Annotated in this window: 15 protein-coding genes; 5 read left to right on the top strand and 10 right to left on the bottom strand. The window is 72.2% G+C overall.

Annotated elements, in window-relative coordinates; translation table 11 throughout:
- Positions 1-33: 33 nt before the first annotated feature.
- On the top strand, positions 34-933 hold the full coding sequence (locus ACFV6E_RS35065; protein ID WP_385162699.1) for a DUF4429 domain-containing protein: 900 nt from the start codon (positions 34-36) through the stop codon (positions 931-933).
- Positions 934-1028: 95 nt separating this feature from the next.
- Here the strand turns inward: ACFV6E_RS35065 and ACFV6E_RS35070 are convergent, their stop codons facing one another.
- Positions 1029-1823 (bottom strand): class II aldolase/adducin family protein, encoded by a 795-nt coding sequence (locus tag ACFV6E_RS35070; RefSeq protein WP_385162697.1) that lies wholly within the window; start codon positions 1821-1823, stop codon positions 1029-1031.
- Between the two features lie 349 nt (positions 1824-2172).
- Here ACFV6E_RS35070 and ACFV6E_RS35075 point away from each other — a divergent pair, with 349 nt between their 5' ends.
- Positions 2173-2667, top strand: coding sequence for a pyridoxamine 5'-phosphate oxidase family protein (locus tag ACFV6E_RS35075; RefSeq protein WP_385162695.1), 495 nt, complete (start codon positions 2173-2175; stop codon positions 2665-2667).
- Between the two features lie 79 nt (positions 2668-2746).
- Here the strand turns inward: ACFV6E_RS35075 and guaA are convergent, their stop codons facing one another.
- On the bottom strand, positions 2747-4321 hold the full coding sequence (gene guaA / locus ACFV6E_RS35080) for a glutamine-hydrolyzing GMP synthase (protein ID WP_385162693.1): 1575 nt from the start codon (positions 4319-4321) through the stop codon (positions 2747-2749).
- 503 nt (positions 4322-4824) lie between these two features.
- Between guaA and ACFV6E_RS35085 the strand changes: the two genes are divergently transcribed.
- A complete protein-coding gene (locus ACFV6E_RS35085) occupies positions 4825-5109 on the top strand; it encodes a chorismate mutase (RefSeq protein ID WP_385162691.1) in 285 nt (94 codons plus the stop codon).
- A gap of 793 nt (positions 5110-5902) precedes the next feature.
- Here the strand turns inward: ACFV6E_RS35085 and ACFV6E_RS35090 are convergent.
- Positions 5903-6616: a hypothetical protein gene (locus ACFV6E_RS35090; protein WP_385162689.1), complete on the bottom strand. Its 714-nt coding sequence runs from the start codon at positions 6614-6616 to the stop codon at positions 5903-5905.
- Positions 6617-6893: 277 nt separating this feature from the next.
- Here ACFV6E_RS35090 and ACFV6E_RS35095 point away from each other — a divergent pair, with 277 nt between their 5' ends.
- On the top strand, positions 6894-7889 hold the full coding sequence (locus ACFV6E_RS35095; RefSeq protein WP_385162687.1) for an LAETG motif-containing sortase-dependent surface protein: 996 nt from the start codon (positions 6894-6896) through the stop codon (positions 7887-7889).
- 208 nt (positions 7890-8097) lie between these two features.
- Here ACFV6E_RS35095 and ACFV6E_RS35100 read toward each other — a convergent pair whose 3' ends face one another.
- The 7 genes from ACFV6E_RS35100 to ACFV6E_RS35130 form a co-directional block, all read right to left on the bottom strand.
- On the bottom strand, positions 8098-9903 hold the full coding sequence (locus ACFV6E_RS35100) for a GMC oxidoreductase (protein ID WP_385162686.1): 1806 nt from the start codon (positions 9901-9903) through the stop codon (positions 8098-8100).
- A gap of 57 nt (positions 9904-9960) precedes the next feature.
- A complete protein-coding gene (locus ACFV6E_RS35105) occupies positions 9961-11640 on the bottom strand; it encodes a succinic semialdehyde dehydrogenase (RefSeq protein WP_385467230.1) in 1680 nt (559 codons plus the stop codon).
- A 140-nt stretch (positions 11641-11780) separates the two neighbouring features.
- Positions 11781-13559, bottom strand: a complete 1779-nt coding sequence (locus ACFV6E_RS35110) for a serine/threonine-protein kinase (RefSeq protein WP_385467233.1) — start codon at positions 13557-13559, stop codon at positions 11781-11783.
- A 91-nt stretch (positions 13560-13650) separates the two neighbouring features.
- Positions 13651-15417 (bottom strand): serine/threonine-protein kinase, encoded by a 1767-nt coding sequence (locus ACFV6E_RS35115; RefSeq protein ID WP_385467241.1) that lies wholly within the window; start codon positions 15415-15417, stop codon positions 13651-13653.
- A 191-nt stretch (positions 15418-15608) separates the two neighbouring features.
- Positions 15609-18476 carry a protein kinase gene (locus ACFV6E_RS35120; protein ID WP_385467236.1) on the bottom strand — a complete coding sequence of 956 codons (2868 nt, stop codon included), beginning with the start codon at positions 18474-18476 and terminating at the stop codon, positions 15609-15611.
- Positions 18477-18783: 307 nt separating this feature from the next.
- Positions 18784-21102, bottom strand: coding sequence for a serine/threonine-protein kinase (locus ACFV6E_RS35125; protein ID WP_385467243.1), 2319 nt, complete (start codon positions 21100-21102; stop codon positions 18784-18786).
- A 274-nt stretch (positions 21103-21376) separates the two neighbouring features.
- A complete protein-coding gene (locus ACFV6E_RS35130; RefSeq protein WP_385467239.1) occupies positions 21377-23086 on the bottom strand; it encodes a glycerol-3-phosphate dehydrogenase/oxidase in 1710 nt (569 codons plus the stop codon).
- A 337-nt stretch (positions 23087-23423) separates the two neighbouring features.
- Here ACFV6E_RS35130 and ACFV6E_RS35135 point away from each other — a divergent pair, with 337 nt between their 5' ends.
- Complete coding sequence (locus tag ACFV6E_RS35135) at positions 23424-24632, top strand: nucleotide sugar dehydrogenase (protein ID WP_385162676.1); 1209 nt, start codon at positions 23424-23426, stop codon at positions 24630-24632.
- Positions 24633-25323 lie beyond the last annotated feature (691 nt).

The raw sequence follows: 25323 nt of genomic DNA on the forward strand, positions 1-25323 counted from the left end.
ACTCCGTGTTGACCCGGCTGCGAGAATTTCCGTATGGCCGAGATCATCCAGCGGGACGGGACCTGGGCCTTCGACGGCAGCACGGTCCGCATCACGCCGGGGCTCCACCGCACCGTGCCGCTGTTCCGGCAGACGTACGGAGAGATCTCCGTGCCGCTGGAGGCGGTCGCGGGCATCGTCTTCGAACCGGAACGCAAGCGCGGCCGGCTCCGCCTCAGACTCCGCGAGGGCGCGGACCCGCTGCTCCAGGCGACCGGCGGGCGGCTGCCGGAGACGGCGGACCCCTACCGGCTGGCCGTGGACATCGACCGTTCCGGGGTCGCCGAGTACGTCGCGGAGGAGATCCGGCAGGCGCTGCTCCTCGAGCAGATACCGAAGGAGCCGGCCAAGACCTACCTCCTTCAGGGGCCGCCGGTCCCGGTGTCGGTCCGTTCCAGCGACGGCACGGTCTCCTTCGACGGCGCCCGGGTGCGTATCGACTGGGCGGACACCTCGGACCGGGTCAAGCGCGCCACCGGCCCGCGGATCATCGCGGTCGGCGACGTCATCCAGGTGGAATGGCTGCCCAACTCCGGTTACGAGGACGGTTTCCTGCGCTTCGTGACCAGGGAGACGGTGTTCTCCAAACTGCCGCCGGAGAAGGACCCGTACGCGCTCGATCTGTGGGGCAACGCCCGCCGCGATCTGCTCACCGCGCTCGTCGCGTCCGCGGTGACGGCGCGGCTGCCGCACCCCTCCGCCCGCGTGGGCGACTACACGGACTGCGCCGGACAGGCCGACCTGCCCCGGCTCGCCGCTGCCGTGCCGCCGCCGGCCGACCATCACGACGTACTGCTGCGCCGGTTGCGGGAGCTGGGCGAGCTGCACCGCGCGGGGGTGCTCACGGACGAGGAGTTCGCGGCGACGAAGGCGACGATCCTGCGCGGCTTCTGACACCGGCTTCCGACACCGCCCCAGCCACCCCAAACGGAATGACTCCAGCCACCCCGAAGCAGAATGACTCCAGCCGCACCGGAGCCGAACGGCCCTCAGCTCAGCAGGTCCGGCTCGCTGCGGCTGATGTCCTGCCACAGGGGCTGGTAGTTGATCCAGGCGACCAGGTCGCCGCCGAGCTGTTCGCGGGTGGCGACCGCCTGTCTGTGGTCGATGAGGACCGGGCGGCCCGCGGCGCGCGCGGTGAGCTGCACCTGGCAGGACCGTTCCATCGACAGGAACCACCAGGCCGCCGCGTCCACCGAGTCGCCGACGGTGAGCAGCCCGTGATTGCGCAGGACGAGCGCCTTGCGGCTGCCGAGCGCGGCGGCTATCCGGCGGCCCTCCTCGGCGTCGACGGCGACGCCGGTGTAGGTGTCGTAGAGGGCGTGGTCCTCGTAGAAGGCGCAGGACTCCTGGGTGATGGGGTCGAGGAGGTCGCCGAGGGCGGCCAGCGCGCGGCCGTGCACGGAGTGGCAGTGGGCGACGGCCACGACGTCGGGGCGGGCGGCGTGGACTTGGGCGTGCACGGTGAACGCGGCCTGGTTGACGTGGTATTCGCCCTGGATGACCTGGCCGTCCTGGTTGGCGAGGACGAGATCGCTCACCGTGACGTGCTTGAACGGCATGCCGAACGGGTTGACCCAGAAGCAGTCGCTGTACTCCGGGTCGCGCGCCGTGATGTGCCCGGAGACGCCGTCCTCGAAGCCGTACCGCCCAAAGAGGCGCAGCGCGCCCGCGAGCCGCTCCTTGCGGTGCTGCCGCTCGTCGTCCAGCGACTCGTACCGGGGCGGCATCGCGAACCGCAGCCGGTCGGTCGGCAGGGGCAGGGGCGACTTGGGCCCGTGCATATGTCCTCCAGCACTGGCGTGGACGGTACGAGCGGAAGTTACCCGCGGTCAGCACAGGAGAACAGGGCCGTCCGGGGAAGCCGGGGAAGAGAGTGCACAACCGTTACCCGGGTACCGCGCGACGGACTCCGTACACCACGAACGTCAGGACACCTCACGGCCGTTGCCCGACGGATGCGCGATCTCACATGTCCGGATGCGCGATCACACGTGTCCGGATGCGCGATCGCACGTGTCCGGATGCCCGATCGCACGTGTCCGGATGCCCGATCGCACGTGTCCGGATGCCCGATCTCACGTGTCCTGATACCCGACAGCAGATGTCCGGATTCGCCGCCACACTGCGGGGATGGACAGCAGCAACGGCACGGACTGGGCCGCCTTCGCCGCCGCCGAACCGGAGTTCGCCGCGCTCGCCGAGGCGCGCTTCGGCGGCTTCACGCACCACGTCCTGGCCACCCTTCGCGAGGACGGCTCGCCGCGGACCAGCGGTCTGGAGGTCCGCTTCCTCCGCGGCCAACTGTGGCTGGGCATGATGCCGGGCTCCCGCAAGGCGGCGGACCTGCGCCGCGATCCGCGTTTCGCGCTCCAGGCGAACCCGGGACCGACGGCGCGGCCGCCCGACGGCGGCGACATCCGCGTCACCGGGCGGGCCGTTGAGGTCCACGACCCCGAGGAGGTACGCCGCTACGCAGACACCGTACGGCCGCCGGACCCGGACGCCTTCCACCTCTTCCGCACCGAACTGACCGAGGTCGCCCGGACCTACGTGGAGGACGACACGTACCTGGTGGTGCAGGTGTGGCGGCCGGGCGGGCCCGTGCGCACGCTCAAGCGCACCTGAAACTGATGAGGAGGGCCCCCGTCCGGTACCGGACGGGGGCCCTCCTCATCAGCTGTGAATCAGCCGCGGGTCCTGTGGGTCACTCCCACTCGATGGTGCCCGGCGGCTTGCTCGTCACGTCGAGCACGACGCGGTTGACGTCCTTGACCTCGTTCGTGATCCGGGTGGAGATCTTCGCCAGCACCTCGTACGGCAGCCGCGACCAGTCGGCGGTCATGGCGTCCTCGGAGGAGACGGGCCGCAGCACGATCGGGTGGCCGTAGGTCCGGCCGTCGCCCTGGACGCCGACGGAGCGGACGTCCGCGAGCAGGACCACCGGGCACTGCCAGATGTCGCGGTCGAGACCGGCCGCCGTCAGCTCCTCGCGGGCGATGGCGTCGGCCTCGCGCAGCAGGTCGAGCCGCTCCTTGGTGACCTCGCCGACGATCCGGATGCCGAGCCCTGGACCCGGGAAGGGCTGGCGCTGGACGATCTCGTCCGGCAGGCCGAGCTCCTGGCCGACCATCCGGACCTCGTCCTTGAAGAGCTTGCGCAGCGGTTCGACGAGCTGGAACTCGAGGTCCTCGGGGAGGCCGCCCACGTTGTGGTGGGACTTGATGTTGGCCGTGCCGGTGCCGCCGCCGGACTCGACCACGTCCGGGTAGAGCGTGCCCTGGACCAGGAAGGCGACCTCGGGACCCGCGTCCGCGACGATCTCGGCCTGGGCCTGCTCGAAGACCCGGATGAACTCCCGGCCGATGATCTTCCGCTTCTCCTCGGGGTCGGAGACCCCCTTGAGGGCGGTGAGGAAGCGCTCCTCCGCGTCGACGACCTTGAGCTGCACGCCGGTGGCCGCCACGAAGTCCTTCTCGACCTGCTCTGTCTCGCCCTTGCGCATCAGACCGTGATCGACGTACACGCAGGTGAGCTGGGAGCCGATGGCCTTCTGTACGAGGGCGGCGGCGACGGCGGAGTCCACGCCGCCGGAGAGCCCGCAGATGGCGCGCTTGTCGCCGACCTGCTCGCGGATGGCCGCGACCTGCTCCTCGATCACGTTGCCGGTGGTCCAGTCCGGGCGGAGCCCGGCACCCCGGTAGAGGAAGTGCTCCATGATCTGCTGCCCGTGCGTCGAGTGCATGACTTCCGGGTGGTACTGGACGCCGTAGAGCTTCTTCTCGTCGTTCTCGAAGGCGGCGACCGGGACGACCTCCGTGGAGGCCGTGACGGTGAAGCCCTCGGGGGCGGCGGAGCAGGCGTCGCCGTGCGACATCCAGACCGACTGCTCGTCCGGGGTGCCCTCGAAGAGGGTGGAACCGGACTTGCTGACGTGCAGCGGCGTACGGCCGTACTCACGCGCGCCGGTGTTGTCGACCGTGCCGCCGAGGCTCTCGGCCATGAGCTGGAAGCCGTAGCACATGCCGAAGACGGGGACGCCCGCCTCGAAGATCGAGCGGTCCAGGCGCGGGGCGCCCTCCGCGTACACCGACGAGGGACCGCCGGAGAGGATGATCGCCGCCGGGTTCTTGGCGAGCATCTCCTCGACCGGCATGGTGCTCGGCACGATCTCGCTGTAGACCCGGGCCTCGCGAACGCGACGGGCGATGAGCTGGGCGTACTGCGCACCGAAGTCGACGACCAGGACGGTGTCGGTGGCGGCGGGGGACGCTTCTGGCACGGTCTGCCTTCCGGCGGTGGGCAAAAGGGGTGGGTACTTCCGAGTCTACCGGGGCTCAGGTGGGGCTCGCCTACGAGCGCCCGCAGGGGCCCGCCCCGGGCCGGGGAGACGTCACGGCACCCGCCCCGGCCTGCTCCGGGCCGGGGCGGATCGGGTCGGCCCGGGGACACGTCACGGCGCCCGTTCCGACTCCGGTCCGGTCCCGGCTCGGGTGCGGCCCCGACCCCGGGTCCCGGTCCCGCTCCCCCCGGCCGGGGTCTCAGCATCCGAACCGGCTTGGCGTCCGGCAGGCGTGTGGGCATACTGCTGCCATGCTCACGCACCCGACCTACGCGACGACCTTCGCGTTTACCTATGGCAACCGGCCCGCCGGCTGCCATGGTCGTCCTGCTTGAGCAACTGACAAGCGACTTCCCAGGCGCCCCGGGCCGACAAGGCCCGGGGCGCCTGCCGTTTCCGGACCTTGCCGTTCCGGGGCACCCCTTCCACCGAGGAGCCCCACCATGGCCGACGTACTCGACACGACCGGCGCGCGGACCGACGAGGCCGCGGGCGTGATCACCGGCGCCCGCGAACGCATCGACGCCCTCGACGACCGGATCATCGGTCTCGTCCAGGAACGGATGGCCGTCTCGGCGGTGATCCAGGAGGCCCGGATCGCCTCCGGCGGCCGCCGGGTGAACCTCTCGCGCGAGATGGAGGTCCTCGGCCACTACCGCGAGGCGCTCGGAAGGCCCGGCACGGCCCTGGCGATGACCCTGCTGGAGCTGTGCCGGGGCCGCGTCTGACTGTGCCGGGGCCGCGTCCGGCACACCGGACGAACGCCGGATGACTTACCGGACCCGGCCGGGCCGTCGCGGGGCCGTCGTCGGCCCGCGGCCGCACGTCCGCTGCACCTACGTTCGTACGCCGTCTCACCCGTACGGCGCGTGACCGGTGCGACGCGGGCTTCGTTGGTCCCGGTGTCCGTGCCAGCCAGGGGCGGGCCCGAAAGAACCACGCGTGGCTCCGCCGGGGCGATGAGACGTGACGGCCATGCCGTGCGTCGTGGGACCTCGTCCCGGCGTGGTGACCGGACGGCAGGGGACAGCAGCCCGGTCACTCCATTGAACGGTCGGCCCCGGGGACGCCCGGGGCCGGTCGGCGGAATTGTCCCAGAGTGGTCGAGACGGTTGCGAAGGCCGCGGACCATCCAGCACGATGCGAGAACAGCCCCTCAGGGCTCCACGTCCCGTCGCAGACAACAGCATGAGAGATGTACGGCTCGCCGCAACCGGTCAGCGCCGGTCCGCGCGAACCGACTGCCAAAGGTCGAGACCACGCGTGCGCCCCTGCGCGCCGGGGCGCACGACCGGCGGCCGACCCGAACCGAGCGGCGCACCCCCCGGCGCCGCCTCCCAGGCACCGTCGCTGCCCTGACGTCGGTGCTGACGAAGAAGGGCCCCGCGGCCCCCCTCTCCCCGATTCCTCCGGCAGGACCGGGCAGGAATCGGGGACCCGGCAGCGGGGCCCTTCGCCGTACCACCAGCCTCGGCCACCCGGACGCCCGGCCGGGCGCCTGGTGAGGGCCGGCCCGCCGGCTCAGGCAGTCGCCTTCTTCACCTTCGCCAACTGGGCGTCGATGATCTTCTTCGGGATCTCGACCACGTCCTTCTCCAGCATGTCCATCGAGGAGAAGGAGACGACGACGGAGCCGACGCGCACCACGGTGTACGTCGCGGGCACGGCCGCCCCCTCGATCGTGGCGAGGAGCCGGTACGACACGGACTCGTCGCCGAGACCCGGGTCCTTCAGCGCCTTGACGTCCTCGTACTTGTAGCCGGTGTGCTCGTAGGCGGTGCACTTGCCGGTCGCCGTGCGCAGCCCGGACAGCACCTCCTCGGCACCGCCCGACGCGTACGAGAACAGCGCGAGGGACGTGACGGAGGCGTCGAGCGCGTTCTCGGCGTTCAGCGTGCGGCCGGCACCGGCGCTCGCCGTGGGGTCGGTGCTGAAGAGGAACATGTCGGCGATCGGCTGACAGGCGGCCGGGGACGCGGGCACGGAGGCGAGCAGGAGGTCCGAGGCCGGCGTCTTCTCGACCTTGTACTTGTCGACCTCGCCGTCCGCGAGGGCGGCCTTGTCGAGCTCCGCCTTGGTCAGCGGCGCGGCGGCCTTCGAGGCACCGCCGTTCTTCGCGCCGTCCGTCCCCTGGGTGGACTCCTTGGTGGGCGACTTCTTCGACTCCCCGCCCTTGTCGTCGCTTCCCCCGCACGCCGCGGTGAATCCGAGCGCGGCCACGACCGCTACAGCCACCGCGCCCCGCGACACCTTTGACTTCACTTTCCCCACCTTCGCAATGTTTACGAGCCGCCCTTTTTACTGTCTCTTTAGGAAGTCCACAAGGTACAGCCGCTGGTGACGGCATGTGACTCAGCCCACATGAGTTTTTTGTAAAGACGCGTACAACCCTTTACATCCGCTACCGGTCACACCTGCTGAATCAACGGCCACACCCGCGCCCCACCGCGGAGGCCTCCCGTTACCTTCGCGTGCTGCGTCGCTGCGGTACGCCGGACTTCCCGAGGTCTTCATGAAGCTTCGCCGCGCCATGGCCCTTGCGGCCGCGACGGCCGTCGTGTCTCCTCTGGCGCTGCTCTCGGCGCCTGCCGCCTTCGCCGAGGAGCCGCCCACTTCCACCGAGTCGTCGGCGACCTCCACGCCCGAGACGACGCCGTCCACGTCCGAGAGCCCGTCTGCGCCGGAGAGCACCCCGCCCGCCGAGAGCACCGAGTCGGCCTCGCCGTCGGACTCGGCCAGCACCAGCCCCTCCGCCAGCGCGTCCACCTCGGCCCCGGCCTCCGCCACGCCGACCGAGGAGCCGAGCGAGTGCCCCGTCGACGAGAACGGCGAGGACGTCGACTCCGCGCTGTCCCTGGACGTCTCGGGTCTGCCGGGCAAGATCGTCGCGGGCAGCGGCTGGCACAACTTCACGCTGAGCGCCGCCAACCACAGCGACGAGGACCTCGGCCAGGTCCAGTGGCTGATGCTCGTCGACAACGACTCGGTGAGCGACAACGAGAAGGACTGGCTGTCCACCTACGCCCAGCTCGAGTACTTCAACCCGGCGACCAAGAAGTGGGAGTCGATCGCCGACGAGGTCGGCAACGGCTTCTACTACGGCGAGACCACGCTGGGCGCCAAGGAGACCGTCGACATCAAGCTGCGCGTCAACATCGGCGCCAAGGCTCCGGTGGGCGACGGCTACTCGATCGGCCTCGGCGGTTACGTGGACCAGGACGCCAACTGCGTGCACAGCGCGTTCGCGTACTTCGACTTCACCGTCCTCAAGCCGGGCAGCAGCAACGAGAACCCGGGCGAGGCCAAGCCGGGCAAGGGTGACAAGCCGTCCGGCGGCAAGCAGCCCCAGGGCGGCGCCAACGACATCCCGGCCACCGGCAGCCTCGCCGAGACCGGTTCCTCGTCCGCGCTGCCGATGATCGGCCTCGTCGGCGGTATCGCCGTCGTCGCCGGTGCCGGTGCCGTGTTCGTGGTGCGCCGCCGCAAGACCGGTGACGCCGCCGCGTAAGACGGGCGCCGCCTCTTGAGGCGGGCCGTTCAGAGGCGTCATCGCCTCGCACACAGAAGAAGGACCTGGGCTCGGAGGGGGGCACAGGTCCTTCTTCTTGTGGTGCGACAGATGTCACTCCCGGTCGTCGTACGACAGGAGCCACTCCCGGTCGTCGTGCGACAGGAGTCACTCCCGCTTGCCGTGCGACAGAAGTCGCTCCCGCCCGTCACTGCTTCGGCGGCACCGCCGGCATCCCGAGGAACGGGAGCTTCAGCGCGCCGAAGGCGTCGGCGGGGACGGCCGGTTCGCGCGGCTCCACCGGCTCGAGGCGCTCGTACGCCGCTCCCTGCGCCGGACGCGGGTCGGCCTCGCCCTTGTTGGGCCAGTACGACATCGCGCGCTCGGCCTGCGCGGTGATGGTGAGCGACGGGTTGACGCCGAGGTTGGCGGAGACGGCGGAGCCGTCCACGACGGAGATCCCGGGGTGGCCGTACAGCCGGTGGTACGGGTCGATGACGCCCGTGTCGCGGCTGTCGCCGATCGGGCAGCCGCCGAGGAAGTGCGCGGTGAGCGGCGTCCCCATCAGCTCGCCGACATTGCTGCCGGGGAAGCCGTTGATCTCCTCGGCGATCGCGGAGGCGGCCTCCGAGGCGGCCTTGATCTGCTTGGGGTTGGGGGCGCCGTGGCCCTGGCGCGCGGTCAGCAGGCCCTTGCCCACGCCCGACGGCTTGAGGTGGGTGGTCAGGGAGTTGTCGAGCGACTGCATCACCAGGCCGATGATGGTCCGCTCGGACCAGCGGCGGTTGGAGACCGAACGGGCCATCATCAGCGGGTGCCTGGCCGCGTTGACCAGCCAGCCGAGGACGCGCGACGAGCGCTCCGCGTACGGGACCTGGAGGATGGACAGGCTGCCCATCGCGTTCGAGCCCTTGCCGTAGCGGACGGGTTCGATGTGCGTGCTGGCGTCCGGGTGGACGGACGAGGTGATGGCGACCCCGCGGGTGAAGTCGGCCCTGGTGCCGTGCGCCTTGCGGTAGCGGCGGTCGTCGGTCTGCGCGCCCACCAGCGCCTCGGAGTTGGTCCGGGTCAGCTCGCCCAGCCTCTCCGAGAGATACGGGAGCTGGCCGCCCGCCCTCATCCGGTGCAGCAGGGTCTGGGTGCCGTAGGTGCCGGCCGCGAGGACGACGCGGCGCGCCGTGAACGTACGGCCGCGGTCCTTGCGGCGGTCGTCGGTGGGCAGCGTCCGCACGGCGTACCCGCCGCGCGAGTCGTCCGTCACGGACACCACGCTCGTCATCGGGTGGACGACGGCGCCGGCCTTCTCGGCGAGGTAGAGGTAGTTCTCGTTGAGGGTGTTCTTCGCGCCGTGGCGGCAGCCCGTCATGCACTCGCCGCACTCGCTGCACGCCTTGCGGGACGGGCCCGCGCCGCCGAAGTAGGGGTCGGCGACCTCGCCCCCGGGCTTCGCCCGCGCGCCGCCGTCGGCGTCCTCGCCGTCCCCGAAGAAGACGCCGACCGGCGCGAGGTGGAAGGTGTCCCCCACGCCCATCCGCTCGGCGGCCGCCTTGAGATGGACGTCGGAGGGGGTCATCGTCGGGTTGAGCCGCACCCCCAGCATGCGCCGGGCCTGGTCGTAGTACGGCGCCAGCTCCTCCTGCCAGTCCGTGATGTCCTTCCACTGCGGGTCCTCGAAGAACGGCTTCGGCGGTACGTAGAGGGTGTTGGCGTAGTTGAGCGAACCGCCGCCGACGCCCGCGCCGGCCAGCACCATCACGTTGCCCAGCAGATGGATGCGCTGGATGCCGTACATGCCGAGCTTCGGCGCCCACAGGTAGTTCTTCACGTCCCAGGAGTTCTTGGGCAGCGACTCCCGGGTGAAGCGGCGGCCGGCCTCCAGCACGCCCACGCGGTAACCCTTCTCGGTCAGCCGCAGGGCGGTGACGGAGCCGCCGAAGCCGGAACCGACCACGACGACGTCGTAGTCGTAGCCGTGGTCGTCGTCATGGCTCTGGGCAGTGTTCTCCTGTGACACGTGCTCTCCTCGTCGAGAACGGGTGCGGGCGGGCGATATGGGGCGTTGGACGGGCGGCTAGCGCAGGCGCAGCGCCTTCATCGCGCGCAGGCTGCGGCTCATGAAGGCCGCGTACTTCTCGTCGTCCATGCCGAAGGACGGGGCCATGGGCAGCAGCCGCTGCTGGGCGACGGTCTGCGCCTCGGTGTACTTGAGGATGCCCTCCGAGCCGTGGCGGCGGCCGAGCCCGGAGTCCTTCATGCCGCCCATCGGCGACTGCACACTGCCGTACGCGGAGGCGTAGCCCTCGTTGACGTTGACGGTGCCGCTGCGCAGCCGGCCCGCGACGGCACGGCCGCGCCGCCCGTCCTTCGTCCAGACCGACGCGTTCAGCCCGTACGACGTGGAGTTGGCCTGCTCTATCGCCTCGTCCTCGGTCCTGAAGCGGTAGATCGAGACCACGGGTCCGAAGGTCTCCTCGGTGCAGACCGCCATCGGGGCCTCGACGCCGTCGAGGATGGTGGGCTCGTAGAAGTAGGGGCCTATGTCGGGCCGGGCGGTGCCGCCCGCGACGACCTCGGCGCCCTTGGCGACCGCCTCCGCGACGTGCCGCGTGACGGTGTCGAGCTGCCGCTCGCCGACCAGCGAGCCCATGTCTGCGCCGTAGGAGAGCGACGTGCCGAGCCGCATCGCCTTCGTGCGGGCGGCGAAGCGCTCCAGGAACGCGTCGGCGACCGACTCGTGGACGTACAGCCGCTCTATGGAGATGCAGAGCTGGCCCGCGGAGGAGAAGCAGGCCCGTACGGCGCCGGCGGCGGCCTTGTCGAGGTCGGCGTCCTGAAGGACCAGCATGGCGTTCTTGCCGCCGAGTTCGAGGGACACCCCGACCAGGCGGGCCGCCGCGCCCTGCGCGACCTCGCGCCCGGTGCGGGTGGAGCCGGTGAAGGAGACGTAGTCGGCGTACTTGACGATCTCGGGTCCGACGACCGGTCCGTCCCCGATGACGACCTGGAAGACCTCGGCGGGCAGCCCGGCCTCGACGAGCAGGTCGCGCGCCCACAGCGCGGTCAGGCAGGTCTCGGTGTCGGGCTTCATCACCACGGCGTTGCCCGCGACGAAGGCGGGCAGCGCGTCGCCCACGGACAGCTCCAGCGGGTAGTTCCAGGGCGCTATCTGGCCTATGACGCCGCGCGGGTGGCGCAGCTCGGTGACCTTGGTCAGGGTCGGTACGGCGCCGGTGTGCCGCTTGGGCCGCAGATAGGCGGGGGCCTTGCGGCCGTAGTGCCGGGCGGCGACCGCGACGGCCTGCACCTCCTCGTGCGCGTGCAGCCGCGCCTTGCCGGTCTCCAGCTGTATCAGGTCGAGGACCTCGGCCTGCCGGGCGAGCACCAGGTCGTGGAAGCGCAGCAGGACGGCGGCGCGCTGCCGCACCGGGGTCAGCGCCCAGGCGACCTGCCCGGCGCGGGCCCGGTCGAACGCCTTCAGTACGTCCTCGGGCGTGGACTCGGGCAGGTCCGCCAGCTTCTCGCCGGTGAGCGGCGTGTGGTTGGCGGTCCGGCCGGATCCGACGACGCCCTTGGTGAGCTGGGCGACCAGCTCGGGCGTGACGACGTCGGCGGCGGTACGGGCACCCTGCGGGGAGGGCGCCAGGGGGTTGGTGCCGGTCTTGCCGCCCGCCGGGGCGTCACCGGTCGTTTCCGTGGCCGTGGCCGTGGCCGTTGCCGGGGCGGCCTGTTCCGGGGCCTTCGAGTCCGTCATGAGCCGCAGGGTATGCCCGCCCGGACACTTTGGGTACCCGTCGGTAACGGGGTTTCACCGACTGCTCACACGACGCCAGTGATCGCTGGCAACAAACGTCCTGATCAGGGCATTGTTTGCCGCCAGAGCCTGCAAACCCGTCAGAGCGTGTCGATGTCCAGATTGGCGATCGCCGCGTCCGCGACCTCCCGCCCCCGCCCCGTGAAGTCGCCCTTGCCCGGGTAGCTGATCGTGAGCTTGTACATGTCCCCGGCGGAGGTCTTGTAGTAGAAGATCCGCACCTCCCGCGGACGCGGGTTGCTGCTGTCGGTGGTCGTGTACGCGACCGTGTTCTCGGCGGCCTTCTGGCCCTGGTACGTGGTCTCCCGCGTGGCCGTCTCCGGTCCCTCGGGCATGCTCAGGGCGTACTCGCCGCTCTCCTTGAACTCACCGTCGTCGGCGTACATCTGGGCCGCGGCCGAGTCCTTGATGCTGCGTCCGGAGTCATCGGACTTCCTGGACAGGTTCAGCCCGATCCAGACGGCCCCGCTCGCGTCGCTGTACGTCACCCAGTTCTTGTCGGTGTCGTCGTCGTCCGGGCGGCCCGCCTTGTAGTCCGCCGGCACCCCCAGCGTCACGCCCAGCGCCTTCTCGTGCCGCTGCTTCCAGCCGTCCGGCAGCGTGCCCGCGAACGGATCGGCGAGCACCAGGGCCACCGCCACCGCCACCGCGACGAGACCGGCGGCCAGACCGAGCCACGCCTTGCGGCCGAGGCGGACGCCCTGGCCGACGGGGCCCGCGAGCTGCACGATCTGCGTCTCCGGCGGCGGCTTCACGGCCTCTTCGAGGAGCCGCCGGACCTCGGCCGCGCCGGGGCGCCGGGCCGGGTCCTTCTGGAGCAGGCCGTTGATCGCCTCGGCGAGCGGCCCCTTCGCCGAGGCGGGTGCCGCGGGCGTGGCGTTCAGCACGGACTGAAGGGTCGCGGGGGTGTTGCTGCGCCGGAAGGGCGAGACGCCCTCGGTGGCCGCGTACAGGACGACGCCCAGCGACCAGAGGTCGGAGGCCGGTCCCGGGCGCTGGCCGAGGACCCGCTCCGGGGCGATGTACTCGGGCGAGCCGACGAACCCGCCCGTGTCCGTCAGGTTCGTCTCGCCCTCGATCTGCGCGATGCCGAAGTCGGTGAGGACGACCCGGTCGTGCCGGCCGAGCAGCACGTTGTCCGGCTTGACGTCGCGGTGCAGGATGCCCGCCGCGTGCGCGGCCTCCAGGGCGCCGAGCACTTCGAGGCCGACCCGCGCCGCGTCCCGCACACCGAGCGTGCCCTCCTGGAGCACGGCGCCCAGCGAACGGCCCCGCACCAGCTCCATCACGATCCACGGCCGGCCGTCCACCACCGCTACGTCGTGCACGTTCACGACGGCCGGGTGGTCGAGCCGGGCCGCGGCGCGGGCCTCGCGGCGCATCCGCTCGAAGGCGGTGGCGCGTTCGTGCTCGGGGAGGTGGTCCGGAACGCGGGGCTCCTTGACGGCGACCTCGCGGTCCACGGTCTCGTCCTGGGCCCGCCATACGGTGCCCATGCCGCCGTGCCCGAGCCTGGCCAGCAGCCGGTAGCGGCCCGCGATGAGCCGCCCGGCGCCCGGGTCCTGGACGGGCGGGTGCGGCTGAGCCGGGTGGTGCGGCTGAGCCGGGTGGTGCGGCTGAGCCGTCGGCTGCTCCGGGACGACGCGGGTCGGGGTGACGTACGGGTTGTCGGGGTGGGGCACTCCGGGCCGGCCGGGGTGTCCGGAAGGCTCAGGCCGGCCGGGGTGCGCAGGGTGTCCGGGCTGCCCGGCGGGGGCAGCGGGCTGCCGCGGCGCCGGTCCGCCGCCCGGACGCGGCGGCTGAAGTCCGTAACTCGTCGGCTCGTCCGCCCCGTGAGGGGCTCCCCCGTTGCTGCTCATGAAGCATGCATATCGCGCCGACTGCCCGGCCATCCACCCCCGTCGGACACCGGTCACAGACCCGTGACGCGAGCCACGCTTCCACCCAGGGCTACTCGCCCTCGGGCCGCCAGCCCCTCAGCACCGCGTCGAACTGCTCGCGCGCGGTGTCCCAGTCGTCCGCGGGCGCGGACATGTAGATCGCGTACTCGACGCCGTCCCGGCTGGTGTAGGTCTGCTCGATCGCCCGGCGCTGGCCGGGGAACGCCGACTGCGAGGCCAGCGCGTTCCAGGTGAAGTCCCACAGGGAGCCCTGGCAGTCGCGGTAGGTGTTGGGCTGGAGCGTGATCCGCTTGTAGTTCTGGAGCTTCATCAGTTGCTGCTCCAGATCCTTCTGGTGCGTGTACGCGTTGTCGAAGTCCGGCGAGTCGTCCACGCCGATGCGTACGAAGTGCTCGCCGCCGTCGGGCGTGTAGTCGACCTGGCTGCCGTTGGCCTGCCGTTTCCAGCCCTTGGGCAGGGCGAGGCTGAACCCTTCGACGTCCTGGACGCGGATCCAATCGTCGGGGACCGCGCCGGACTGCTCCGTGCCGTCCGTACCGGCCGAGGTGCCCTTCCGTCCCGTGGCGCCGGTGAGATAGTGCGCGGCCAGCGCGCCGCCACCGCCGACGAGCATGGCCAGCACCACGACCAGGGCGAGTACCCGGCCGCGGTGACGCTTCTTCGGTGCTCCGGCCGCGGGGACGCCGTAGGCGTCGCCCTGACCGGGCGGCCGGCCCGGCACATGGGTGGTCGCCCCGAGCGCGTCGGGGCCGACGTACTGCTGCGGCAGAGTGGGGTTGGCGCCCATGTGGGCGACGCCTGTGTGGTCGGTGGCCATGTGGGCGGTGCCCATGTGGTCGCTGCCCGTGTGGGCAGCCTCCGCGAGCCCCGCGCCGCCATGGTCCGCACGCCCATGTGCCGCCGCGCCATGTGCCGTAGCACCATGTCCCGCCGCCACAGGTCCGGTTCCTACCTGGGACGACACATGCTGCGTCGCCACGAACGCCTGGGCGTCGCGGGACCGTCTGCCCTCCGCGGCCTCGGCGAGCATCTGCTCCGCCTGCTCCGGAGTGGGCCGCTGCGCGGGGTCCTTGCACAGCAGCGCCCTGATCACCGGCTCCAGCGCGCCCGCGGAGCGCGGCGCGGCGGGCTCCTCGTCGACCACCGCCTGCATGGTGGTCAGCGGCGAGGTCCGGCGGAACGGCGAGGTGCCCTCCACCGCCGTGTACAGCGTGGCGCCGAGGGCCCACAGGTCGGAGGCGGGCCCGGGGTCGCCCCCGCGCACCCGCTCCGGTGCGAGGAAGTCGACGGAGCCCACGATCTCGCCGGTGCGCGTGATCGTCGAGTCGCCCTCGACCTGCGCGATCCCGAAGTCCGTGAGCAGTACGCGCCCGTCCGCGGCGAGCAGGACGTTGCCCGGTTTCACGTCACGGTGCAGCACTCCGGCGGTGTGCGCGGCGCGCAGGGCGCGCAGCGTCCACAGCCCGATGCGCGCGGCCTCGGCCGGTTCGATGCTGCCGCGGTCCCTGATCGCGTCCGCCAGCGAGTCGCCCTCGACCAGCTCCATGACGATCCAGGGCCGGTTGTCGTGCTCCAGGACGTCGTGCACCGTGACGACGGCGGAGTGGTTGATCCGTGCGGCGGCCCGCGCCTCGGCATGGGTCCGGGCGAGCAGGACCGCGCGGTCGCTCTCGGTGACGTACAGCGCCGCCGTCAGCTCCTTGATCGCGACGGCTCGGTGCAGTACCTCGTCGTGCGCCCGCCACACCCGGCCCATCCCGCCGCTGCCGATGGAATCGACGAGACGGTAGCGGCCGGCGAGGAGCAGGCCCTGCATCTGATTCACGTTTCCCCGCAATGGTATTGACGGGTTCACACTAAGGACCTCGCCCCACCCGGGGAAACCGGCTCGGTGGTACGGAGACCGCACTGTGACGGTTCTCGCTTCCGTGTCCACCGTGCGCCCGAAATGTGCTCACGGGCCGTCACCAAGCTCCCACGGAAGGGGCACACCAGCGGGTAACTACGTCAGCCGGTCACCTGATACGTCGCCGACGCCTGCTCGTACAGCCGGGTCACCTCGTCGCGTTCGGCCTCGGGACCGCGTACCTGCACCACGTGGTACTCCCCGCCGACGACCATCGCCAGGTTGCGCACGTACAGTTCGCGGCCGTCGCTGTCGCTCCACGTGAACTGTCCCTCGGCCATGGTCCGGCCGCCCACGTCGATCGTCCGCATCCCGCTGGACGTGGCCCACGTCGAGTCGCGGAAGGGCTGCAACTCGCGCTCCTTCTCCCGCTGGTACGTCATCGGGTCACTGCCGTACGCGTCCGTGCTGTCCCGGCCCGGTACGACGACGAGCTCGAAGTCCCCGTGCGAGTACACCACTTGGCCGCGCCCGTTCTTGGCCGCGCGGTCCCAGCCGCGGGCCACGGCGACCTGGAAGCCCTCCGAGTCCTTGCGCAGGGTGAAGCCGTCGGCGACGTCGGGCCCGCCGCTCGTCTGCTCCTGCGTCGAACCGGCCGATCCGGAAGGGCTCTTGTCCGGTCCCGGCGAGGTCTGGTCGGGCCGCGGCTCGCTGCTCGCCTTGCTGTCCGCGCTGCTGTCGGGCGCCGGGGCGGCCTCCCCCGCGGACCCGGTCCGCTCGCCGTCCGTACCGCCGCCCGGGGTCGCCTTCGGCATGAAGTACATGGCGTACGCGACCGCCGCCGCGAGCGCGAGCAGCACCAGCAGGACCAGGTTGCGCCCGAGCCGCCGCGGCTTGGGCGGCCGGTCGTGTTTCGACCGCTTGTGGCGGGCGTGCGGACCGGTCGCGGGGAGCCCGGCCCGGCGCCGCCTGACCAGTTCGCCCCGGCGCCGCACGATCGGCAGCCGGCTGGGGTCGACGGGCGGCGCGGCGATGACGTACGTACCGGCCTCGGGCTCCGGGGCGGACCGGACGAGCGAGCGCAGCCAGCCGCTCAGCTCCTCGAAGTCCAGGCGCTCGGTGGAGTCCTGCCGCAGCAGCGACTCCACGACCGGCCGCAGCGGGCCGCACTCCTCGGCGAACGCCGGCGGCTCCGCGCACACGAGCTGCACCAGCTCCGCCGTGTTCTCCTCCGGGTAGGGCGCGTGGCCCTGCACGGCGCGGAAGAGCAGCGCCCCGAGCGCCCACAGGTCGGTGGCGGGGCCGATCGGCGCGGCGAGCTGCCAGTTCTCGTGTACGGGACCGGCCTGCTCGGGCGCCCAGCGCTCGGTGACCGGGCCGACGACGGCCATCCGCGCCTGCCGGGCCCGCTCCGCGGCCAGCGCCGTGGCGGGCCCCCGGCGCGGAGCGGAGGCGGCGACCAGCTGGTCCCAGCGGGTGCCGTCCTGCGGCGACGGGACGCTGTCCTGCGGCGTCCGCGCACCGTCCGGGCCCGCGCCCTGCTGCTGCGGCAGACCCGTGACGGGTACGGGGCGTCCGGGTCCGGGGCCGGGAGCGGCGTCGGCGGTGAAGCGGTCACCGATCCCGTTGCCGTTGCCGCTGCCGTTGCCCGGACGGTCCCGGTAGGCGTCCTGGACCGGCCCGAGCGCCGGGGCGCCGCCGGTTCCGGACCGCGGCACGGCTCCGTGCCAGGGGCCCGCGCGTCCGACCCCGTACGGGTCGGCGATCTGCCCGGCGGGCGGGGTGCCCGGCGTCTGCTCGACACCCTGCCCGGGAGCCCGGCGCGCGTCGCCCCCGTAACCGGAGGATGTCGGAGCACCGTAACCGGAGGAAGCCGGAGCACCGTGTCCAGGGGACGCCGAAGCACCGTTGCCGGAGGCCGAAGGCCCCTCCTCGTACCCCTCCGGCAGGGCCGGGCGGGGCGCGGGCAGGGCCGGCGGGCCGCCCCGCTGCTCGTCGTGCACGCGGGCCGCGGCGCGGGCGCCCGCGCGGTAGGCGGCGATGGCTCCGGCACGTGCGGCGCGTACGGCGTCGGCCCCCGTCTCGGACGGGCCGCCACCGCCGAGGGCGGGCGGTCCGGAGCGCGGTCCGTCCGTGCCCGGCAGGCCGCCCGGCGAACGGGGCTCGCCGCCCGCCGCACGGGCCTCGATGCCCTTGGCCCGCGCCTCGATCGCGGCCCGCCGCGCGGCCTCGGGGTCCCCGGCGCCGACGTCACCGGCACGCGCGACGACACCGGAAGCCCCGGCACCCCCGGCCGTACCGGCACCGGCACCCGTACCGCCGCCCGTACCGGCGCCACCGCCTCCGCCGACCCCGAGCGAGTGCGTCCCCGTCCCGCCGGGCGCGTCCGTCGGCGTGTCGCGGGGCGGTACGGGGTCGTACCCGCACAGCGCCTCCTCCGCCGCGCCGACCGCCAAGCCGGTGAGCATGACGCGGCCGTCGTCGCAGACGAGCACCGTACGCGCGGTGATGTTCCGGTGGACCCAGCCGTGCGCGTGCAGCACGCGCAGCGCGGTGAGCACGTCCGAGGCGACCTCGGCCGCCCGGTACGGCGTGAGCGGTTTGTCGGCGAGCAGCGCGGCCAGCGGCCGGGCGGCCACCAGCTCGCTGACCACCCACAGCGAGCCGCCCTCGGCGAACACGTCGAAGACCTGGTCGAGCCGGGGGTGGTCGGGTATCTGCGCGGCGGCCTGCGCGGCCTCTATGGCGCGCCGCACGGCCGGTTCGGCGGGCCGGCGCGTGGTCCGTCCGGACGCGCCCGCCCGGCCCCGAACGCCCGGTACGCCGTCCCGGGCGACGAACCCCTCGGGCAGCCCGTCCGCGTCGAGCACCTCGGCCTCGACGACCTCGGGCAACGGCACCTGCCTGATCAGGACTTCCTGGCCGCTGTAGGTGTCGAAGGCGCGGGTCTCGGCGAGTTCGTACTCGTCGGAGGGCGGCAGCGGCAGGCGGTAGCGGTCGGCGAGTACTCGCCCCGCATAGTCGTCCACGATGCCTCCCCCGGCCGCCCGATGGTCAATTCCGTTCGGGGCGCTGTCCGTTGTGGTTCCGTCCCGTCCGCATCCGTACTGTCCGCAACCACTCACGATACGTGCCGCGGTCAGCTCGCAATGAGGTACTCCGAGATATCACGCCCGATAACTCGTCCCCGGACACACTTCGGCCACGCCCGGGTGAACAAACGGCTTCCCGCTGTCCACCGTCCGGACACTTCTGACCGTCCGGTCGCGGTGCGTGACCACGCGTGCCGACCACGCACCGCTACCGCCGCTTCGTATCACGCGCCGCGGAGGCCGCTCACGACTTCGGCTTGAACGTGGACGTCAGCGTTTTCCACGTCTTCTCGCGGAGCTCGGTGTCCCAGTTCGCCGACTTCGCGGTGTACATGATCCCGTAGCCGAGGCTGGAGTTGACGACGAAGCCGCGGTCTATGACCCGGTACTTGGTCCCGCCGTCCACGTAGGTGAACTCCCAGTCGGCCGTGTTCCAGTCGCGGTAGTCCGCCTTCTCTATCCGCACCCGGTGGTACTGCGAGCGCGTCATGTAGCGCTCCTGGTTCTTCCAGTCCGCGACCGGGTCGGACTTCGGCTGGCTCGTCCAGCCGACCAGGAGCTTCTGCCCCTCGGGACCGGTGAAGCGGACCCCGACGCCGCTCGTGAAGGACTGGTACTTCCAGCCCTTCGGCAGCCCGATCGTGAACCCCTGGCTGCTCTTGTACGTCGTCACGGAGATGTCGTCGTCGTCCGACTTGGTGCTGTCCTCGCCGGAACCGCCCGAACCGCCGGAGCCGCCCGAACCGTCCGAGTCCCCGGACCCGCCCCCCGAGCCCGACGCGTCGGCGCTCGCCGTGCTGCTGGTCTCGCCGTCCGTGCCCGGCGCCCCGGAGGCCGTGGCGGAGGCGGACTTGTCCTCGTCGGTGCCGCCGCCGGAGTTCTTGCCCTGGCCGCCGCCGCCCGCCGTCGTCCCGCTGGACGCGGACGCGCCGGAACCGTTCTTGTTCTCCTTCGAGCCGTCGTCGCCGCCCAGGGTGATCGCCAGCACCGTGCCCAGTACGGCGAGCACGATCACCACCGCGGCGATGACCAGCGTCCGGCGCGGCACGACGTCGGTGATCGACGCCTTCGGCACCGGGCGCGGCGGCGCGGGCGGCACCTCGGGCCAGCCCGAGACCTTCGTGCGGGCGTCCTGACCGGAACCGGCGGTACCGGCACCAGCACCGGCGCCCCCTGCGGCGTTCCCTGACCCGGCAGCCCCTGCGGACTTCGTAGCACCAGTGGCACCAGTGGCACCAGTGGCACTGGTAGATCCAGTGACCCCAGTGGTCTTCGCGGTCCCGGCGGAACCCGTGGCCCCGGCGGCCGCACCGGCACCCGCAGCCCCGGCTCTACCGGCACCCTCAAGACCCTTGGCACCCTTGGCACCCTTGGCACCGGCACCACCCGCAGCGGGCGCGGCCGGCTCAGCGGCCGCGCCGCCCGTAGCAGGCGCACCGCCCGTGGCACTTGTGGCGCCCGCAGCGGGCGTCGTCCCGGCCGCCCCCGCGGACTTGCCGCGCGCCGCCGCGGCCGCGCCCGCCCCCGAGGCGGCCTTCCGCACGGAACGCAGCGCGCCGCGCAGCCGCTCCGCCGCCTCCTCGCCCTTCTTGGCCAGGGCGCCGCCGCCCGCGGCGGCCGCACTCCCCCTGCCCGTGCCCTCGTCCGGCAGCGGCGGCAGCGCGACGACCTTGGTCGCGTCCGCCGGCTCCGGCTCGTCCTTCGGGCGCTTCTGAGCGTGGATCACCTCGTTGAGCATGGTCCGCGCGCCGGCGTCGTCGAGCCGCTGCTCCGGGTCCTTGGCGAGCAGCCCGTAGATCACCTTCTCCAGCGGGCCCGCGTTCTTGGGCTTCTCCACCGGCTCGGTCATCACGGCCGTGAGCGTCGCGATCGCGGAGCCCTTGTCGTACGGCGGCACGCCCTCCACCGAGGCGTAGAGCAGGCCGCCCAGGGACCACAGGTCGGCCGCGGGTCCCGGCTTGTGGCCGCGCGCCCGCTCCGGCGAGATGTACGAGGGGGCGCCGACGAGCATGCCGGTCGAGGTGATGGACGGGTCGCCCTCCACCTGCGCGATGCCGAAGTCGGTGAGCACGACCCGGCCGTCCTCGGAGATCAGCACGTTCGACGGCTTCACGTCGCGGTGCAGGATGCCCTGACGGTGCGCCGCCCGCAGCACGTCGAGGATGTCGAGACCGACCTCGGCGGCGCGCTGCGGCGTGAGCGTGCCGTCCTCGCGGATGACCTCGGCGAGGGACTTGCCCTCGATGAGTTCCATCACGATCCACGGCCGGTCGTCCTCGTCCACGACGTCGAAGACGGTGACCGCGCCGGTGCTCCTGATCCGGGCGATCGCCTTGGCCTCGCGCAGCGTCCGGGTGATCAGCCGCCGCTTCTCGTCCTCGTCGATGCTCGACGGGAACCGCAGCTCCTTGACGGCCACCGTGCGGCCGAGGGTCTCGTCCTCGGCACGCCACACCGTGCCCATGCCGCCGCGGCCGAGTACGTCTCCCAGCCGGTACCGCCCGGCGAGGAGACGTCCGCTCTTGTCCTCACGGGATGCCCCCGCCCGCTCCGCCTCCGACATGCGTCCCCTCATGCAACCCGCCCTGACAGAGGCTCCATTGTCCCTCACCCACGGACCACCCGACGCCCAGGGGGCCCCTGGGAGCGCACCGGTACCGGGCCCGAGGGACGGTCACGTGCCGGTGACCCCCCTGCCACCTGGGCAGCTCCGTCCGGCATGCCGGACAGGACGGGCGAGGACCGCGCTGCCGCGGCCCCGGACACGCCGGACACTCGCGAACATTCCGCCGCCGGCCGAGCGGAGTCCCGCCCGCGTACCCGCGCATGACGCCGGATCAGCGGCCGGCCACGATGTCCGGTGCTCCGAGACGTGCCGCGTCCGCCGTCAGGTCGTCCGGCTGGCGCTGCGACTCCCGCTCCGCCTCGACCCGCTTCTGGTAGTGCTCGACCTCGCGCTCGATCTGGTCCTTGTCCCAGCCGAGTACGGGCGCCATCAGCTCGGCGGCCTCACGGGCGCTGCGCGTACCCCGGTCGAAGGTCTCGATGGAGATGCGGGTGCGCCGGGTGAGGACGTCGTCCAGATGGCGGGCGCCCTCGTGGGAGGCCGCGTAGACGACCTCGGCGCGCAGATAGTCGTCGGCGGCCTTGAGCGGCGCGCCGAGGGAGGGGTCGGCGGCGATGAGGTCGAGCACTTCCTCGGCGAGCACGCCGAACCGGTTCAGCAGGTGCTCGACGCGCACCACGTGCAGCCCGGTCCTGGCGGCGAGCCGGGCCCGCGCGTTCCACATCGCCCGGTAGCCGTCGGCGCCGATCAGCGGGATGTCCTCGGTGACGCAGTCGGCGACCCGCTGGTCGAGACCGTGCACGGCCTCGTCGACCGCGTCCTTGGCCATCACCCGGTACGTCGTGTACTTGCCGCCTGCCACCACCACGAGCCCCGGCGCCGGATGCGCGACGGTGTGCTCGCGGGAGAGCTTGCTGGTGGCGTCGGACTCGCCGGCGAGCAGCGGCCGCAGCCCCGCGTAGACGCCCTCGACGTCGTCGCGGGTCAGCGGCACCGCTAGCACCGAGTTCACGTGTTCGAGCAGATAGTCGATGTCGGCGCTGGACGCCGCCGGGTGCGCCTTGTCGAGGTCCCAGTCGGTGTCCGTGGTGCCGATGATCCAGTGCCGGCCCCATGGGATGACGAAGAGCACGGACTTCTCGGTCCGCAGGATGAGCCCCGTGGTCGAGTGGATCCGGTCCTTCGGTACGACCAGGTGGATGCCCTTGGAGGCCCGTACGTGGAACTGGCCGCGCTCGCCGACCATCCCCTGGGTGTCGTCGGTCCACACGCCGGTCGCGTTGACCACCTGCTTGGCGCGGATCTCGTACTCCCCGCCGGTCTCGACGTCCGTCACCCGGGCGCCGACGACGCGCTCGCCCTCGCGCAGGAAGCCGTTCACGCGCGCGCGGTTGGCCGCCTTCGCCCCGTAGGAGACGGCCGTGCGCACCAGGGCGGCCACGAAGCGGGCGTCGTCCACCTGCGCGTCGTAGTACTGGAGCGCTCCGACCAGTGCGTCCTTCTTGAGGGCGGGGGCCACGCGCAGGGCGCGGTGGCGGGTCAGATGGCGGTGCACGGGCAGTCCGCGGCCGTGTCCACGGGCCATGGACATGGCGTCGTAGAGGGCAACGCCCGAGCCCGCGTAGAGCCGCTCCCAGCCCTTGTGCTGGAGCGGGTAGAGGAACGGCACCGGCTTCACCAGGTGCGGTGCGAGCCGTTCGAGGAGCAGTCCGCGCTCCTTGAGGGCCTCGCGGACCAGGGCGAAGTCCAGCATCTCCAGGTAGCGCAGGCCGCCGTGGATCAGCTTGCTGGACCTGCTGGAGGTGCCCGACGCCCAGTCGCGCGCCTCGATCAGACCGGTGGAGAGCCCGCGGGTCACGGCGTCCAGTGCGGTGCCCGCGCCGACCACGCCGCCGCCCACGACCAGCACGTCCAGCTCGCCCTCGGCCATTCCCGCTAGTGCCTCGGCGCGCTGCGCCGGCCCCAGTGTCGCTGTCCTCACCGCTGCCTCCCGCTCTCGGTTGCGCTGGCCGTGCCCGTCCGGCGAAGCCCGGTTCTCAACCACCCATGCCCAAATTCTGACCGCGTTGCCCACGGTCGGCCACCGCCCCGGTCACGGCCGGTGACATTCCCGGTCAACATCGATCAATGACTCACGACGTGAACATCGATCAGGGACTCACGACGTGCACATCGATCAGGGACTCACGGCGCAACACAGACAACCAATCCCACAAATCGGTCATATTTACTCCTAGTCTGACATTGCGCTCGCTCGTTCTGTCCACCGGGTTCGCGCGCTCGTCCCACTTCGGCTACTGGGAAGGACGGCCCACGCCATGCCCGCAGATCTCGCCGTCATCGGACTCGGTCATCTCGGCCTCCCCCTCGCCCAGGCCGCCGTCGCGGCCGGCATCCCCACGCTCGGCTACCGGACCGGGCCCGAGTGCGGCTCCCTCACCGCCGCCGAACTGCGCCGGATGCACGCGAGCGGCTTCCGGCCGACCTCCAATCCGGCCGAACTCGGCCGGGTACGCACGGCCGTCATCTGCGCACCGACCCCACGGGGCGCGGACGGCTCCCTCGACCTGGGCCAGGTGGCCACGGCCGCCCGCACCCTGGCCACCCGGCTGCGCCCGCACACCACGGTGATCCTCGAGTCCCCCGTCTACCCCGGCACCACGGAGGAATTCCTGCGTCCGCTGCTGGAGGAGGGCTCCGGGCTGCGCGCCGGCCGCGACTTCCACCTCGCGTACTCGCCCAGCCGGGTGGCGCCGGGCAACCGCGACTTCGACCCCGCCCACACCCCCAAGGTCATCGGCGGTCTGACCCCCGCCTGCACCGAGTCCGCCGCCGCCTTCTACGGCCGCCTCACCGACAAGGTGGTCCGCGCGCGCGGACCACGCGAGGCGGAGACCGTGCAGCTCCTGGAGACCAACTTCCGGCACGTCAACATCGCCCTGGTCAACGAGATGGCCGAGCTCTGCCACGAGCTGGGCGTCGACCTGTGGGACGTCATCCGCTGCGCCGAGACCAAGCCCTTCGGCTTCCAGGCGTTCCGCCCGGGGCCGGGCGTCGGCGGCCACGGCGTCGCCCAGGACCTCTCCGGCCACCCGGCCCGCACCCTGCGCATGGTCGAACTGGCCCAGCAGGTCAACGACCGCATGCCGCGCTACGTGATCCAGCGCGCCGCCACCCTCCTCAACGAGCACGGCAAATCGGCCCGCGGCGCGCGCGTCCTGCTCCTCGGCGTCACCTACAAGCCCGACCACGCCGACCAGCAGGGCACCCCCGCCCGGGAGATCGCCACCCGCCTGATGGAACTGGGCGCCTCCGTCAGCTACCACGACCCGCTGGTGCCGTCCTGGAACATCCTGGACCGCCCGGTCCCGCGCGCCGACTCCCTCTACGAGGCGGCAGCCGCCGCGGACCTGACGATCCTGCTCCAGCCCCACCGCACGTACGACCTCCAGGGCCTGTCGGTGAAGGCACAGCTCCTGCTCGACACGCGGGGCGTCACCCCGACGGGGGCGGCGCACCGGTTGTGAAGGGGGCGCACGGAACGCCGGACCCCTGACGCCGCTGGCACCCAAGACCCCACACCAGTACCTTGGGACAAAAGACGGAGCCCACCGCAGTGGCTAGCTGCGGCAGGCTCCTGACGGATCACGGGTGCCCGCCCCTAGGCTCCATAGGGGCGGCCGCCCGACAAGCGGAGCCCACCGCAGTGGCTAGCTGCGGCAGGCTCCTGGCCGATCACGGGTGTCCGCCCCTAACTCTCATAGGGGCGGCCGCCCAACAAGCGGAGCCCACCGCAGTGGCTAGCTGCGGCAGGCTCCTGACGGATCACGGGTGTCCGCCCCTAGGTCTCATAGGGGCGGCCGCTCACCGTCCGTAGATCCACAAGACACACCTCCTCCGGAACTTCGCCGTCCGAAGACGGATCCGGTCCCAGCGGGTGGGCTTGCGGTGGCGTCCCATGGGCGCCCCCTTCCACGATGCCGCCCATCAGCCCGGTAGACGGTTCGTTGAAGCTCGGGCCGGGCCCCGAGGGCCGGGGTCCGGAACGTTCTCCTTGGAAGGGGGCGCCCAGAGAGCTGGGTGGGCGCCGGTCATGAACGCTAGCGGCTCGGCACGGCCCTCCCCCGCCATCCGGGCTCCGAAGGCAACCGCGCGCCCCCTCCCCGCACAAAGCGCCCCCGCCGGGTCCCGCGAACACGAAGGGGCCCGGTCGCCCAC

The sequence above is a fragment of the Streptomyces sp. NPDC059785 genome, from assembly GCF_042732375.1.
Taxonomy (GTDB): Bacteria; Actinomycetota; Actinomycetes; order Streptomycetales; family Streptomycetaceae; genus Streptomyces.